The 15,355-nt window shown below is 55.8% G+C and carries 14 protein-coding genes and 1 pseudogene; 6 read left to right on the forward strand and 9 right to left on the reverse strand.

Annotated elements, in window-relative coordinates:
- Positions 1-130 precede the first annotated feature (130 nt).
- The 6 genes and pseudogenes from GSQ62_RS18505 to GSQ62_RS18530 all read right to left on the reverse strand — a co-directional run bounded on the left by GSQ62_RS18505 (position 131) and on the right by GSQ62_RS18530 (position 4,563).
- A complete protein-coding gene (locus tag GSQ62_RS18505) occupies positions 131-268 on the reverse strand; it encodes a hypothetical protein (protein WP_161890875.1) in 138 nt (45 codons plus the stop codon).
- Positions 269-370: 102 nt separating this feature from the next.
- Positions 371-784, reverse strand: coding sequence for a hypothetical protein (locus tag GSQ62_RS18510; protein ID WP_161890876.1), 414 nt, complete (start codon positions 782-784; stop codon positions 371-373).
- 614 nt (positions 785-1,398) lie between these two features.
- Positions 1,399-2,382: an SGNH/GDSL hydrolase family protein gene (locus GSQ62_RS18515; RefSeq protein ID WP_161890877.1), complete on the reverse strand. Its 984-nt coding sequence runs from the start codon at positions 2,380-2,382 to the stop codon at positions 1,399-1,401.
- A gap of 124 nt (positions 2,383-2,506) precedes the next feature.
- Positions 2,507-2,812, reverse strand: a pseudogene (locus tag GSQ62_RS21200) (type II toxin-antitoxin system RelE/ParE family toxin).
- A 168-nt stretch (positions 2,813-2,980) separates the two neighbouring features.
- The gene (locus GSQ62_RS21015; RefSeq protein ID WP_262886636.1) at positions 2,981-3,103 is read right to left on the reverse strand and encodes a ribbon-helix-helix domain-containing protein; all 123 of its coding nucleotides are present in this window, start codon (positions 3,101-3,103) and stop codon (positions 2,981-2,983) included.
- A 284-nt stretch (positions 3,104-3,387) separates the two neighbouring features.
- Complete coding sequence (locus tag GSQ62_RS18530) at positions 3,388-4,563, reverse strand: peroxiredoxin family protein (protein ID WP_161890879.1); 1,176 nt, start codon at positions 4,561-4,563, stop codon at positions 3,388-3,390.
- A gap of 277 nt (positions 4,564-4,840) precedes the next feature.
- Here GSQ62_RS18530 and GSQ62_RS18535 point away from each other — a divergent pair, with 277 nt between their 5' ends.
- A complete protein-coding gene (locus tag GSQ62_RS18535) occupies positions 4,841-7,117 on the forward strand; it encodes an aconitate hydratase (protein ID WP_161890880.1) in 2,277 nt (758 codons plus the stop codon).
- Between the two features lie 378 nt (positions 7,118-7,495).
- On the opposite strand, the gene GSQ62_RS18540 is transcribed toward GSQ62_RS18535, so the two are convergent.
- Both GSQ62_RS18540 and GSQ62_RS18545 read right to left on the reverse strand, forming a co-directional pair.
- Complete coding sequence (locus GSQ62_RS18540) at positions 7,496-8,197, reverse strand: hypothetical protein (protein WP_237586815.1); 702 nt, start codon at positions 8,195-8,197, stop codon at positions 7,496-7,498.
- Positions 8,198-8,259: 62 nt separating this feature from the next.
- On the reverse strand, positions 8,260-10,107 hold the full coding sequence (locus tag GSQ62_RS18545) for a glycoside hydrolase family 3 protein (RefSeq protein WP_161890882.1): 1,848 nt from the start codon (positions 10,105-10,107) through the stop codon (positions 8,260-8,262).
- A gap of 228 nt (positions 10,108-10,335) precedes the next feature.
- Between GSQ62_RS18545 and GSQ62_RS18550 the strand changes: the two genes are divergently transcribed.
- From GSQ62_RS18550 to GSQ62_RS18565, 4 genes are all read left to right on the forward strand, one after another.
- On the forward strand, positions 10,336-11,181 hold the full coding sequence (locus GSQ62_RS18550) for a rhomboid family intramembrane serine protease (protein ID WP_161890883.1): 846 nt from the start codon (positions 10,336-10,338) through the stop codon (positions 11,179-11,181).
- Positions 11,159-11,980 carry a TVP38/TMEM64 family protein gene (locus tag GSQ62_RS18555; protein WP_161890884.1) on the forward strand — a complete coding sequence of 274 codons (822 nt, stop codon included), beginning with the start codon at positions 11,159-11,161 and terminating at the stop codon, positions 11,978-11,980. Before GSQ62_RS18550 ends, GSQ62_RS18555 begins: the two co-directional genes overlap by 23 nt.
- A 347-nt stretch (positions 11,981-12,327) precedes the next feature.
- Positions 12,328-12,846, forward strand: coding sequence for an RlpA-like double-psi beta-barrel domain-containing protein (locus GSQ62_RS20705; RefSeq protein WP_202621801.1), 519 nt, complete (start codon positions 12,328-12,330; stop codon positions 12,844-12,846).
- Between the two features lie 87 nt (positions 12,847-12,933).
- Entirely contained in the window at positions 12,934-13,776 is an 843-nt protein-coding gene (locus GSQ62_RS18565) for a potassium channel family protein (protein WP_161890885.1), read from the forward strand.
- A gap of 199 nt (positions 13,777-13,975) precedes the next feature.
- On the opposite strand, the gene GSQ62_RS18570 is transcribed toward GSQ62_RS18565, so the two are convergent.
- Positions 13,976-14,167 carry a hypothetical protein gene (locus GSQ62_RS18570; RefSeq protein WP_161890886.1) on the reverse strand — a complete coding sequence of 64 codons (192 nt, stop codon included), beginning with the start codon at positions 14,165-14,167 and terminating at the stop codon, positions 13,976-13,978.
- A gap of 193 nt (positions 14,168-14,360) precedes the next feature.
- Between GSQ62_RS18570 and GSQ62_RS18575 the strand changes: the two genes are divergently transcribed.
- Positions 14,361-15,326, forward strand: a complete 966-nt coding sequence (locus GSQ62_RS18575; RefSeq protein ID WP_161890887.1) for a sterol desaturase family protein — start codon at positions 14,361-14,363, stop codon at positions 15,324-15,326.
- Positions 15,327-15,355 lie beyond the last annotated feature (29 nt).

A 15,355-nucleotide genomic window follows, 5' to 3' on the forward strand; every position in this document is an offset into this window, starting at 1 on the left:
GAACATATATAGCGCATGCCGCCTGTGCCTACAGGAGATGCGCCTATATACGTTTGGGCATGAAAGATATATGGAGACCTGGGTTTTGCTGCTCCAGTGCCGGGGAACAGCAGCCGTTTCAGAGGATTCTTTAAATGAAAGTTACCTCCTGTATCACTACAGCCGGAGCCACCATTCCTAAGGCGGGATCCTGCTTCTGCCTGTTTTTCCCGTCCCACATGCTCACGTGGTACAGGCCGTCAGATGATTCAGACAGATCAAAGCGCACGCGGGTGTCGCTTTCTACTTCCGATAAGGTTTTTGCAGTGGTGTTTTGGCCAGCGGGGTCTTCAATGCGAAAGATGAAAACACTACGCCCCGCCTCTGTACTTCACACCGCCGCTACGCCGTGCAGCAGGGAAATGAGGTAAGGAGAAGGCTGCAGCGGAATGCCGCACAGCACAGCGCCTACCGCAAAGTCATACACGCTGGTCTTCCCTGCGCGTGTGGCAGCGCTCTCCTGGTGCTGCATCTCGTAGCCGCCATCGGCAAAGTAGATACTGTAGGACCTTTGTCTGAGCCCCTCTGCGTAGATCTTACAGGGGACGCTCGTGCCGCAGCGGCTCACGGTCAGGTTGCTGAACATCGCCTTTGCATTCTCCCTCTCCGCTTTTTCCAGGGCATCTAAGATGCTCCTGTCTTTCCGGATTTTGACCGGTATGAGGCCGATGTGCTCATCAAAGGGAAGCGATTGCAGCAACTCTCTGTGCTGGTGAATACTGGCAAGGGTAAAGTTTTCTGTCATATGCTTGGTTTAAGTCATGTTGCATTTTATCCAACCATAAGCCAGCGCCCTGGCTTTTGGATAAAGGGCAGACACCGGGGCCGCCGCATCAGTTCCCGATTTAGCAGAATAATGCAGTTATTTTTTAATAATCCTGCAATTTTATGATTATAATACTATTTATAGTCTTGATAAAAGGTTTGCTTAAGTAATTAAGTTGGCGTAGGGCGACTAAGCAGTATCTATATAGCGGTTATGTCGCGGATGCATTGGCTCAACATATTGGCGTGACAAGATTGTCTTAGGCGCTCCGAATGAAAGGTTCTTAAGTAGATAAGGAGTTTATAGAAGCCATTCAGGCTTACCTGAGGACTGCCTGCTGAAAAGTGTAAGGCACATGAAGCCCAATTTTATTTACAGCCGATAAGTAGTTTCATGCTCCATAGCAAGATTAGGAGCAATGCAATTGGCCCGCCGTGTCAGCTGTTTTATTTCTATGATCAGTAATCGTGCTTTGAGAATTAGCTTCTGAACGATGTTTTGATTGAGAAGACTGCTGCCTACTGTTGTGCCTTTAGTTTTCCCTCCTAAAGCACTTATATATAGCCTGACCTGACACAGATAGCGCAGGCTCCTTAAGGGGCTACGCCCTTTACCGCAGCCCGGATGCGTTCTTCTATTTCAACATACCTTCGTTTTGCCTCTGCCAAGGGAATGCCTGGCGCCATGCCGGGGCGTCTGAAGCCAGTCTCCTTTAACCAGGCATCTTTCATGAAAGCCTGCCGCTGGCTCACCAGTTGATGGATTTCCGCTCCGCCGGAGCGCTTCCCCAGTGCGGAGTGCGCATCGGGTGCGTTCGCCGCCTCTTCGCCCAGATACAGCAGGACGGCTCTGGCCATGAGCCAGTGCCCCTCCTCGCCGGGATGCACACCGTCCTCGGCCAGCTTAAAATCAGGCTGGGCCAGCCTTTTGGTTTCCAGGTACCGGGTCATGGGCGTGTGGATGTCTGCCACCTCCCATCCAAGAGAATCCCGCTGGCCCAGCAGCCACTGGGAGTACTTGCCCAGCACCAGGTTGTACCCCTTTGTTCCCAGCGCCGCGTCATCATGCACCGGCGGCGTGAGGAGGATGATCCTTTTTGCCCCGCTCTTTTCCAGTGCGTCGTGCAGCCGCTTGATGCCAGAGCGGAATGCCTCAAACCGCTCCTGGTCGAAAGGCAGGTAAATGCCGTCGTTCATGCCGTAGCAGGCGAATACGACATCAGGCTTCACCCGGTCCAGCACCCGGCCAAGCCGCTCGTGCAAGTCAGGGCGGGGAAAGCTGCCTCCCGCGTGGCCGGGCTCGCTCAGCCCCGAAACCGTCTCACTGGGCAGCCCCAGGTTGATGAACTCATACCGCCGCTCCGGGTAGTGGGTGATAAAAAAAGCCTCCATGTCGGTGATGTATCGTCCGGCGTACGTGATGCTGTTACCCAGGAACAGGATTCGTTTCGTTCCCTCCGGGAAAGGGGGCTTGTTCTGCGCCTGGGCGAGAGCGGTTGTGATGATCGCCAGCAGCAGTAAAACTGATCGGCTGACATAACGGCTGTATCTTTTTGCGGGAAAATATATGGTGGCCATACTGTAGTCTTTTGTGTTGAATCTGGCTCCGACGGCTCCTTATGGCAGCGTGCGGTGCCTCCAAGGGCCGGTTCAGCGGCCTGCCCTTCTGCTGTAGAAGGTAGTGTACGGATGTGTAAGGATGTTATTCTCCCAAAAAAGCATCCACATCTCTCCTCTGATGCAGAACACGCCGCACCACGATATGATTAGCAGCGACAACATCATAGAAAATAAGATAAGCGCTTGCCGGAAAGCTCCGCAGCTATTCCCTTAGCTCATTCCTGGTCCGGCTGATCAGTGGGCGCTGAGCCAACTGCTGGCAAGTAGCGCTTATCTCATCAATGACGCGGTCCGCCACTTGTTCACTGGCGTTTTCGGAAAGGTTAAGCCAAATCTCTGTGAGGTCTGCCTCTGCTGCAGGGCTCAACTGGTACAGCACATTCCTCACGCGGACTTTTTTAGGCGCTGTGCCTTAAGCGTCCGTCCCTTCTGTTTAATGGCGGCTGCGTCAAAGGGCTTAGGTTCGCCTACATGTCCCTTTTCAATCTCCGCCCTTAGCTCCTCAAACGGTTCTCTATCAGCTTTTCCTGCAACTCCAGCGCACGCAGGCCTGCTCTCACACTTCACTGGTGTTGTTAAAAGTGCCGGAGTTGATTTTACCGGCGATATACTCCTCGAAATGTTTTGTCAGGTGAATGTTCATGGCCTTAAATCCTATAGCTCCAAGGTAAAAAAGCAAAGCATCTATGTCAATCTTTGACAGTCAGAAAAAAACATATCAAAAGTAACGATGCTTTGGCAGCCTTATTTATAGAAAGCTTTAGAATATGTAAAGCCCCCTTCCTAACTTTAAAGAAACGGCTTACGAGACAGCCATAAAAAAACTGCTGCTCTTACATCTGCCATATATAGACAACTGCTGACACGATACAGCGGATGGCTTTTATGTGAAGGGCGCTGCACCCGCAAGCCTCAGCCATATATAAATCGAACAACAATCAACGGAAAACAATCAATTACCTCCTACTTTTCCGCCAGCAGTTCCTCCATCGTCTTGTTGAATTCCGCAACCCAGCCTTCGTAGTACTGGCCGGTGCCGGGGCCGGAGAAGCCGGTGTGGATTTTGCGCACTTTCCCGTCGCGGCCAATGAAGATGGTGGTCGGGAACGACATGACGTGGTTGAGCGCTGGGAGGGCCCTGGCGGCGGCTTCCTTGTCTGAGGTGCCCGCCACCAGCAAATCATAGCCAACGTCCAGGCGGTCCTTCATTTTGGCAAGGCGCGCGGCGGCTTTCTCAAACTCAGGGCTGCGCTCGAAACCCAACCCGATTATCTCCAGTCCCCTGTCCTTGTTTTTTTCGTAATAGGGCGCCAAAAACTGTGTCTCGTCCATGCAGTTGGGGCACCACGAGCCCAGCAACTGCACCAGCACCACCTTGCCCTGGTACTTCTGGTCGGATAGGGACACCTGCTCGCCCTGCAGGTTGGGGAAGGTGAAGGAGAGTGTTTCGTAGCTCGGTTTCAGGTAGGTGAGGGTGTCGGCGCTGGCAAGTTCGGCGTTGGGGTTGCGTCTGGCGGTCCAGGTTTCGTAGCCGCTCATGCCCGAGTAAAATTTGCCCTGCAGCGTGCTGTCGCCGGTGGGGCTGGCCGTGAAAAGGTAGGTATGGTTGCCGTCGAAGGTGGAGAGTTTTAGCTGGTCGCCCGCTGCCTGCCCCTCCAGGTAGCGGTAGTCGCCGGTTTCGGTCAGGAAAGTGCCGGTCACGTGGTTGTCCTGCTGCTCAAACATGCCGATGGCATCGTAACGGTTGCCGGCCGTATCCGAAAACACCACTTCCCATTTCCCGCCGAAATCATATAGAGCCGGGGCGGGGTCTGCTGCAAAGCGGTGCTGCTGGCCATGCACCGCCGTGAAGGGAATGGAATAGGGGGTGGGGGAATCGTTTTTCACGAAGCGGCCCTGCATGGTGTCGCCGTTTACGCGGGCAATCAGGTCTGCATCAAAGATGTGCAGCCCAATTTTCAGGGAGTCGCCCTGCGGCTGCAGGTCGTTGAGCAGAATGCGCTCCCCGCCGTTCACCAGGTAAAGCATCGTTTTACCCTCCTCCTCCACGGCTTCCATGATAAAAGGGATTTCCTGGCCCTGTGTCCGGAGCGCCACGCGCCAGGGTCCGGTTTTGATGGTGTTGTCGGTAGATTCCATAGAGTTGCAGGAGTTTAGCAGCTGCGTAAGCAGGATTGTCAAAAACAAAATGAGGCTGGCAGGGGTATTAACAAAGTGATGTTTCATGCGGTAAACGTGGAAATGATTGCCGTGCAAAAATACATCCCGTATCCTTAAAAACCGCATGCAGCCGTATATACTCCTATATAATGCAGCTGCCTATATTCATGGGGGCTAATGTTTTTAGAGATACATTGTTTTTGTACCTTTGTGGAATTCATCAAAAAGCAATTAAATAACTAACAATAGCAAAACTATGGCATTTGATTTAGGAATGATCAAGGCGGTATATGCTGGCATGGAAGAGCGCATCGGTGCTGCCCGCCAGGCAGTGGGCCGACCGCTTACCCAGACAGAGAAAATCCTGTATGCACACCTCTACGACGGCAAGGCGCAGCAGGCTTTCACGCGCGGCAAGTCTTACGTAGATTTTATGCCCGACAGGGTAGCGATGCAGGACGCCACAGCCCAGATGGCCCTCCTCCAGTTTATGCAGGCTGGCAAAGCCACGGTAGCCGTGCCCTCCACCGTGCATTGCGACCACCTGATTCAGGCAAGGGTAGGGGCTGACGCTGACTTGCAGGACGCTTACGCCGAGAACAAAGAGGTATATGATTTCCTGGCCTCCGTGTCGAACAAATACGGGCTTGGCTTCTGGAAGCCGGGTGCAGGCATCATCCACCAGGTAGTGCTGGAGAACTACGCTTTCCCGGGCGGTATGATGATCGGCACCGACTCGCACACCCCGAATGCGGGCGGCCTGGGCATGGTAGCGATTGGCGTGGGCGGTGCCGACGCCGTGGACGTGATGGCCGGAATGGCCTGGGAACTGAAGTTCCCGAAAGTGATTGGCGTGAAGCTGACCGGTCGCCTGAGCGGCTGGACATCCCCCAAAGACGTTATCCTGAAAGTGGCCGGTATCCTGACCGTGAAAGGCGGTACGGGCGCTATTGTAGAATATTTCGGTGAGGGTGCCGAGTCGATGTCGTGTACGGGCAAAGGCACCATCTGTAACATGGGAGCTGAGATTGGGGCAACCACTTCCATATTTGCCTACGACGCCAAGATGCGGGAGTACCTGATGGCCACAGGCCGCGAGGAAATTGCTGAAATGGCAGACGGCGTGGCTGCTCACCTGCGCGCTGATGACGAGGTATATGCCGATCCGGCCTCTTTCTACGATCAGCTGATCGAAATCAACCTGTCTGAACTGGAGCCGCACGTAAACGGGCCCTTTACGCCAGATGCGGCCTGGCCTATCTCGCAGTTCGCGGCGGTAGTGAAAGAGCACGGCTGGCCGTCCAAACTGGAAGTAGGCCTGATAGGCTCCTGCACCAACTCCTCTTACGAAGACCTCACCCGTTCTGCCTCTATTGCGGCACAGGCGGTGGAGAAAAAGCTGGTGGCGCAGGCTGAGTTCACCATTACGCCGGGTTCAGAGATGGTGCGCTACACCACCGCCCGCGACGGGTTGTTAGATACTTTCGCAGAGATGGGCGGCGTGGTGCTGGCGAACGCCTGCGGCCCGTGCATCGGCCAGTGGGCCCGCCACACCGATGACCCGACCCGCAAAAACTCCATCATCACCTCGTTTAACCGGAACTTCGCCAAGCGCAACGACGGCAACCCGAACACGCACGCCTTTGTGGCCTCTCCGGAGATTGTAACGGCCTTCGCCATTGCCGGTGACTTGACGTTCAACCCGCTGACGGACACGCTGACCAACGAGAACGGCGAGCAGGTGCGGCTGGATGAGCCCAAAGGCATCGAGCTGCCCACACGGGGCTTCGCCGTGGAAGACGCGGGTTACACAGCGCCTGCGGAAGACGGCAGCCACGTAGAAGTGGTGGTTGACCCGGCATCCGACCGCCTGCAGTTGCTGGAGGGTTTCAAGCCGTGGGAAGGCACTGACCTGAAAGGCCTGAAACTTCTCATCAAGGCGCAGGGCAAGTGTACCACAGACCATATCTCGATGGCTGGCCCGTGGCTGAAGTACCGCGGCCACCTCGACAACATCTCTAACAACATGCTGATCGGTGCCATCAACGCGTTCAACGGCGAGGCGAACAAGGTATATAACGACATGACGCGTGGCTACGACACCGTGCCCGCCACTGCCCGTACCTACAAGGCTGCCGGCATCGGCACGGTGGTGGTTGGTGACGAGAACTACGGGGAGGGCTCATCGCGTGAGCACGCTGCCATGGAGCCGCGCCACCTGGGCGTTCGCGCCGTTATCGTAAAGTCTTTCGCGCGTATCCACGAAACCAACCTGAAGAAGCAGGGCATGCTGGGGCTTACCTTCGCCAACAAAGCGGACTATGACCTGATCGAGGAGACAGACACCTTCGACATCCTCGGCCTGACCGACTTCAAAGAAGGGCAGCCGCTGAAGGTGGTGCTGCACCACAAGGACGGTAGCCAGGACAGCTTTATGGTGAATCATACCTACAACCAGGGACAGATTGAGTGGTTCAAAGCAGGCTCTGCCCTCAACCTGATTCGGTTGAAAGAAAAAGGCGCCAGCGTTTAAAAGCTTCCGCCAGTCATATAAAAGAGAAGGCCTCCACATCAGGAGGCCTTCTCTTTTATATATAAGTAGAGGCTATATATAGTGGCTACAGGCGCAAGCGTCCTCGCTCGTGACTGGTCACTTTAGGGCGTCCGACCCGATGCGTTTGAAGGCGCGTTTGCAAACCTTTCCTCTTCCATAAATAGCAGAGCTATGAGGTAATATAGCACATGGCCTTTAGAAGGGACAAGTCGCGACCTGTCCCTTCTAAAATATGGAATCAGGAAGCACACCACTGCTGCCGCAAAGGCGGGCATCATCTGCAAAAATAGAAAGTCATATATAGCCTTGCCTCATGCTGCAAAACAACAGCGATTAGCAAACTTATATATAGCCACTTTATTCCGTACTGCCGCGCAGCATGCTTTGCGTGTCAGCTGCCCCTTCCAGCGTCAGGTATTCTGCCTGCAGCGTTCTTATCTTTAGCTTGTCGGCCGTTCGGAGCTGCCCCTCTATCTCGCGGCGGCGCTGGTTCAGCTGGCCGTACACATAATCCACGTAGTCCCAGTCGTCCTGCGTCCAGTTGCGTCGGTTTGTGCGTACCTCGCCCATAAACGTCAGGTAAGCTTCGCGGATGTTTTCCGGCTGCACTTTGTCCAGGTTTTTGTACTCCTCCAGGAGTCTGTCCTGCCACTGCGAGAGTGTAGCCGGGGCAAGCGGCTGTTCCTGGCGGCGCTCCTGGCGCTCTTCCCAGCGTTCGTAGCGGCTCTGCAGCTCCCGGAACTCTTCTTTAGACTCTGCCGAAAGGCTGTCGAACTTCTGCTCCAGCCGGGCGTTCCGCTCACGCAGTTCCTCGCGCACGGAGGGCCACTCGCGGCGGATGGCGGTGTCAGCTTTATCCGTTTGTTGGTTCAGCCAGGCCCTGAACTCCTCCAACTCGTCCTCCGCCGTGTTCCCTGTTTTTATCACTCTGGCCGTGTCGCCGCTCTCAGCAGTGTCCACGGTTATCTCCTCGGTTCCCTCCACTTCTCTGCGGCTCTCGCAACTCCAGAGCACGAGGCCCAGGCAGAGCGCAACCGTATAACGTAGCAATGTTTTCAAAGTGTCCATAGTCCTTTAAGGAATTATCCTGCTCTTCATACGCAAAGGATTACCCGAAGGTGCTATGGGGTGGCGACGAGCGGCAGGTCCTTGCTGATGCCATCGCCGTATTTGTAATGCTGGTTTACAGTGACGGGCAATCTGCCACGGGCCGGGATTTTGCCGAAGATGAGGCTGGCGGCAGCCTCCTGCGCGTGGAAGTGCGGCTGGTAAGCCACTACCAGCGCCCGGCTCTGCGCTATATCCGGGAATTGCGTCAGGGTGTAGGCATTGTCAAAAAGTGTGATGACTGCCTTGTCGGACCTGGCCAGTTTTTGGACCAACGCAGCGGCATCTTTGGAGTAGGCGAGGTTGTTGCTGGGCCGGATGCTGGGGCCGTACAGCCCTACCAGCACCACATCGTACCGTTGCAGCCGCTGCCACAGCTTTATTGTTTCCTTTGCGCTGGCTTTGCGTGAGAGGACGAAGTCGGTGGTGGTTGCATGCTCCTTCACCTCCCGCTGGAAAGAAGTTTCGCGTTTAGCCCCGATGGCGAGGGTGGCGATGCGGGTGTTGCGCCGCTGCCGCACAGGCAGCATGCGCTTGCGGTTGTTCAGCAGCGTAATGGCCGCCTCAGCGATGGCGTGGTTGGTGCTGTCGGCGGCGGGCGTATGCAGGTCTTCGTACAGATTTGCCAGGTCGATGGGTTGGTATCTGTCCAGCCCCACCCACTGCTTGGCGGCCAGCACACGCTTGCAGCGCCGGTCTATTGCTGCCTGCGTCAGGTCGCCGCGGGCAATGGCCGCCTTGATGGCCCGGATGGCGCGCGGCACGTTGCTGAGCCGCTCCAGCACATCGTTGCCGGCCAAAAGGGCGCGCACTTCGGCCTCGCCGGGCTCGAAATACTTTGTAACGCCTTTCATCACCATCGCATCCGTAAAAACAAGCCCCTCAAAATCAAGCTGCTGCTTTAGAAGGTCGGTCACAATGGGTCTGGAGAGTGTGGACGGCAGGTTTGGTGTGGCGTCGAGGTGGGGGATGTGCATGTGCGCCACCATGATGCCTCCGAGCCCATGCGCTATCAGTTGCCGGAAAGGATACAGCTCCAGCGAGTCGAGACGCTGCCGGTCGAAAGAGATGACAGGCAGGTCTTGGTGCGAGTCCACGTCGGTGTCGCCGTGGCCGGGGAAGTGCTTGGCTACGGCGATGATGTCATTCTCCTGCATCCCCCGCATGTAGGCCATGCTCTTGCCAGCTACATCCTGCCGGTTCTCCCCAAAGGAGCGGTAGCTGATGACCGGGTTCCCGGGGTTGTTGTTGATGTCCGCCACGGGCGCGAAGTTCACGTGCATGCCCAGCCGCCTGAACTCGGCTGCTATCTGCGCGCCCATGCTGTAGATGAGCCCGTTGTCGGCCACAGCACCCAGCATCTGCTGAAACGGGTATTGCACGGTGCTGTCGAGGCGCATGCCCACGCCGGTTTCCGCGTCCATGGCGATGAGCAGGGGCACTTTGGCGGCGGCCTGGTAGCTGTTGGTGAGCCTGGCCTGCCGCACCGGCCCTCCCTGGAAAAAGATGATGCCCCCCACCTTGTACTCCCGGACGAGCCGCATCACATCGGCCTCGTAGGCGGGGCCCTTGTCCGAAAATGCCTCCACTATCATGAGTTGGGCAATGCGCTCTTCCGGCGTCAGCGTATTGAACACCGAATCGACCCATTCCGATTCCGGTTCCTGCAGCGCCTTGATCAGCGACACCGGACGCTCATACGGCTGCCGCGCCACAGCAAGCGCGCTGGCAGCCTGCACCTGGGCCGTTGCCTGCTGTTCCTCGTCTGCCGATACGCCGCAGGAGCAGAGCAACAAGGGCAGCAGCGCCTGCGTTAGCAACCACTGGCATGGTGCGGCAAGCCTGTGTAGTAACTGAGACATAGTTCTGGTTTAACGCCGCTGGCCCTGCTTTCTTGCGCGGGCACCGTCAAAGACCCGTGCCCACCCTGAGCGGGAACGGTGGATTCCAAACCACCAGCCGTAGCGGCCATAAAGCCACTCCTTTACGTTGAAAGAACAAAAGTAGATGAAATTGCATACGCCAACTTTTGCATATAAACTCTAACTTTCCTGAGAACACAGCGGCTGAGGCTGCTTCTGAACATTCCTATGCCTGCATTATTACCAGACCAGCACACCCGCAACCTGCACGAGCAAGAGGTGGACTTCGGCCACAGCTTTTTGCCCGGCATTCTGTTTGCTGGGCTGCTGGCGCTCATCAGCCTGCTCACTTACCTGACAGGGGCTGATTTAACGTGGCTCGGGGTGCTGCCGCGCAGCGCCTTTGGCCTGGTGGGCATCGTCACCAGCCCGCTTGTCCACAGCGACCTGCTGCACTTGCTCTCGAACGTCTTTCCGCTGGTGCTGCTGTCGGGCTTTATCCTGTTCCTGCATCGTCGGGTGGCCCTGCGGGTGTTTATGTTGATATATCCGCTCAGCGGCGCCCTGACCTGGCTCATAGGGCGGCAGGCGTACCATGTGGGGGCAAGCGGCCTGGTATATGGGCTGGCGGGCTTCCTGCTGTTTAACGGGTTTCTGCGGCAGAACCGCAGCGCGATGGCTGTTTCGCTGGCGGTGCTGTTCCTGTACAGTGGCCTGTTTTACGGCCTCTTTCCGAACGAGGAGCGGGTGTCGTGGGAGGGGCATGTGGCGGGGCTGGTGGCGGGGCTGGTGGCCGCTGTCCTATATGGCGAGGGAACTCCAAAACAGGAAGTTGCGGCGCCCATAGCGCCCGGCGTTGTGCAGCGGCACATGAGCCATACGCTAGGGCCGCACTACCATTACTTCCGCATCCGGTACACGGTGCAGGAGCCTGGCAGGGGCAGCGAAAAAAGCTACACCTATACCCTGGATGCTGCCACAGGCGAGGCGGTGATGCAAACCAAGCCTGCCGCTGTTTCGTCTTATAAGAATAAATCAGTGGAAAAAGGAAATGGAAGAGGAGCAACAGGGTAAACCCTATATAGGCACATCAGATATAGAAAACCAGCACAGCAGGGGAGACTATCAGCACGCACCGGAGAAAACCACCACCGCACACGTAAAAAGCCGGGAAGGCGGGGGGGACGAAGGCAAGGAAAGCAAGTGGCCACTCATCATCACGCTCCTGATTATTGCCGGGCTGGTGGTGGCGTACTTCATTTTTCCCGGTTTTCAGCAGGAACTGCAAAAGGCCTGGGACGTGCTGACGAGCGGGGATGAGAAGCGCATTTCGGTTTGGGTGAGCCAGTTCGGCTTCTGGGGCCCCTTGTTCATTGTGCTGGCCATGGTGGCCCAGATGTTCCTGCTCGTGATAAACGTGGTGGCGCTGATGCTGGTGGCCATAATCGCCTACGGACATTTCTGGGGATCCATAATTGCCATTGTCGCCGTGGCCGTAGCCTCTACGGTAGGTTATTGGATTGGGCGCAGTGTGGGCGAGGCCGGTGTCAGCAAACTTATCGGCCGGAAAACAGAACGCAAGGTAACGGGCTTTGTGGATGAGTACGGCATCTGGGCGGTGGTCATTGCCCGCATCTCGCCCTTCCTGTCGAACGATGCGGTGAGCATTGTAGCGGGCCTGGCCCGTATGGGCTACCTGAAGTTTATGGCGGCCACCCTGGCTGGGATTGTGCCGCTCACGGTGCTGCTTGCCTGGCTCGGGCAGAACAACGAGCGCCTGAAAACAGGGCTTATCTGGGTTTCTGTTGTCAGCCTCGTCGGCTTCATCGCCTATATTGCGTACGACAAATACTTCAAAAAGGAAAAGCACTGAGTATATAGTGGCGGCTTTAGAGGCGCGGCCGTAACACCGCTTCTCAATTTTGCCATCCTTATAGCGGCATGTTCCACACAAAGGTACGGCCCGGTCATTGCAAATACACCTTCCGTCGGTTCTAAATTCTTTAGCTATATACCTGCGTCTTTGTATTCTCACGTAAGCATATAGTGTTATATGTATAAATCTGATAATATAAAGTATAGCTAAAATAATAATGTTGGGAATTTAGCTGTAAAATAGCATCCAGGGGTTCCTAAGCCGCATCATAAAACCATTCCGGTTAGCTGTCGTTAAAGCGGGTTACTGAAATAAAAAATGATGTTCCACGAAAAGGATACCTTATGTTTAGGACAAAATTATTTGCAGCCGCTTTCTCCATTCTGGTCGCAGTGGCTGAAGAATTTTCCCTATTTAACGAAGCATCCCCGGCACAGGCAACAGAGCAGCAAGACGCACAAGATGAGACCATATGGAAGCTGAAGGCTCCCGAGCGCACCATAACTGAAATCGAGCAACCCACCCTGGAAACCATGACCGTTTCCGCCTCTGTGTATTTCCCCGTGCCGGGGCAGACGGACTCCACCCCGTTTATCACCGCAGATGGCTCGCGCATCAACAAAGAAAACCCCAAAAAGCACCGTTGGATAGCCGTGTCGCGGGACCTGCACAGCCGCTGGGGCGGTGAGATCAGCTACGGCGACTCGCTGCAGGTGACGGGCCTGTCTAATGAACTCGACGGCCTGTACATTGTGCGGGACGTGATGAACCGCCGCATCCGCAACCGCATCGACATACTGGTGGGCAAAGACGACAAAGTGATGGGCTTTTGGGATGACGTCCAAATCTCCAAACTGAACTGAAGCCCCGGCATATATAAACGAACTGCTCCCTGCCCCGTACCCTAAGCAGTAGCCACAGCAGGTGCTGTGCTGCACTAACGAGCTGCTATGGGCGAGAAGAAGTTGCCGAAAGACCCCGAGAAGAAGGCGCTGGAGAAAGAGCGCTACGAACTGCTGAACAGGCTGCAGGATGCCCTGGAGATGCCGATGGTGGTGCTGGGCTTTATCTGGCTGGTGCTGCTGGTGGTGGAGCTTATATGGGGCCTGAGCCCGGTGCTGCAACTGACCAGCAACATTATCTGGGGCGTCTTTATCGTCGACTTCGTCCTGAAGTTCATACTGGCGCCCCGCAAACTGCACTTCCTGCAGCACAATGTGCTCACCACCATTTCCCTGTTTGTGCCTGCCCTGCGGCTTTTCCGCATCACGCGGGCGTTCCGGCTGATTGGCACTGTGCGGGCCACGCGCGGCCTGCGCCTGGTGAAGGTGGTGGGCTCCATCAACAGAAGCATGCGCAGCCTGAGCCGGGCCATGTCGCGGCGGGCATTCGGCTATGTGGCTGCCCTCACGCTGGTGGTGGTGGCGGCCGGTGCGGCTGGCATGTACGCTTTCGAGAACGGGCACGGCATCAAAACATACGGGGAGGCGGTGTGGTGGACGGTGATGCTGCTTACCTCCATCGGCAGCGACTACTTCCCGGTGACGCCGGAGGGGCGCGTGCTCTGCCTGTTGCTGGCCATGTACGGCTTCGCCGTGTTCGGCTATTTTACCGCCACGCTGGCCACCTTCTTTATCGACAGCGACGCGGAGAGCGATGAAAGCGAAGTAGCCGGTGCCCGGCAGGTGCAGGCGCTGCACCAGGAGATACGCCTGCTGCGCGAGGAACTGCAGACCGTGTTGCAGCAGGAACAGCGGCCTCCAGACCAGAACGCTCCCCCAATGGATATATAGCTTATAAGTAAAAGGACACAAGTATCAGGACATAAGACACAAGATTTTTTATACTATATATTTAATTTTCAGGCGACTTATATCCTGAGTGATTTTATGGATAGTGTAGGTTATGTTGTGGTACTTGATATGCGAATAAATAATCTATAGACCGCATATATAAATAGCCACCCATAACTGAAATTAGCTCCCTGTGATTTTACAGGATGTAATCCCGCAGAATCTCGTGTCCTTCCCGGTCATCCTGCGCTTCCACCACTTCGTTAATCACGAACTGAATTTCCTGTTCCGTCCAGTTCTCCTTCTCGGCGGCTTTCACAAAAATGTCGAGGGCGGCGAAGCGGGAGCCCTCGGTGGGCAGGGTAGCCTTTATTTTTTTACGGATGCGCATGTGTGTAGCTTTTGCTGCAAATGTACGAAAGCAGAAGCTTTCCGGTGATATATACCTGCCCCTGTTCTGCCTTCACCAACAGAGGGTTAATCTTGCCTTTGTAGCTTCTGCAGCATCCAACGCCTCTTTCCTGGCTTAACCCTTTACCCGATTGGCCGTTGATAAGACTGTCGCCAAGCAGTAAAACCACCACATGGAGAAAGAGATTTTCACGTTAGAAGACGCGCACCGCCTCGATGACCTGACCGTGATGCAGTATGCCATACCGGTTATTGTGCTGTCGGTGGTGGTGGAGTGGCTGGTGGGGATATATAAGAAGCGCAACTACTACCATAAAACCGAGTTTGTGTCGGCGCTTACCATCGGGGCGGTGAACGCGGCGCTGGGCAGCTTGCTGAAGGTGTGGCTTTTTGCCGCGTCGCTATATATCTATAACCTGGTGCCCTGGGCCATTCCGCGCTCGTGGTGGGGCTTTGTAGTCTGCTTCGTGGCCGTGGACTTCTGCCGTTACTGGGCGCACCGCATTGCGCACGAGCAGCGCTTCTGGTGGGCCACCCACGTTACGCACCACTCCTCGGAGCGGATGAACTTCTCGGTCTCCTTCCGCACCAGCTGGACGCAGCACATCAAGTTTATCTTTTTTCTGCCGGTGCCCCTGCTGGGCATCGACCCCTTCACGTTTTTTATATGCCACCAGGTGGCGGTGCTGTACCAGTTTTTTGTACACACCGAGCTGGTGAAGAAGCTGCCCGCACCCATCGAGTACATCTTCGTGACGCCCTCGCACCACTGCGTACACCACGGCACCAATGCCAGGTACATCGACAAGAATTACGGCTCCACGCTGATAATCTGGGACAGGATGTTCGGCACCTTTGTGCCGGAAGAGGAAAAGCCCATATATGGCCTGACCAAGCCTGTCACCTCCTTCAACCCCGTGTACCTGGTTTTTCATGAGTGGGTTGATTTATGCAAAGACCTGAGGCACGTGCGGTCGGTAGGGGAGGTGTTCCGGCTGCTGTTCTGCCCGCCCGGCGCGGTGGTAACTGAGCACCAGCGGTTGCGCCTGGCGCAACAACAGCCAAAGCAGGTGCCAGCTGTGGAGGGTGACGTTGAAACGCTATACCAGCAGCCGGCAGATACGGCCAACGTAGTCTAAAGCAGTATGACTTGAAACCGGCGGGATAG

The organism is Pontibacter russatus (genome assembly GCF_009931655.1).
GTDB classification, from domain to species: Bacteria; Bacteroidota; Bacteroidia; order Cytophagales; family Hymenobacteraceae; genus Pontibacter; species Pontibacter russatus.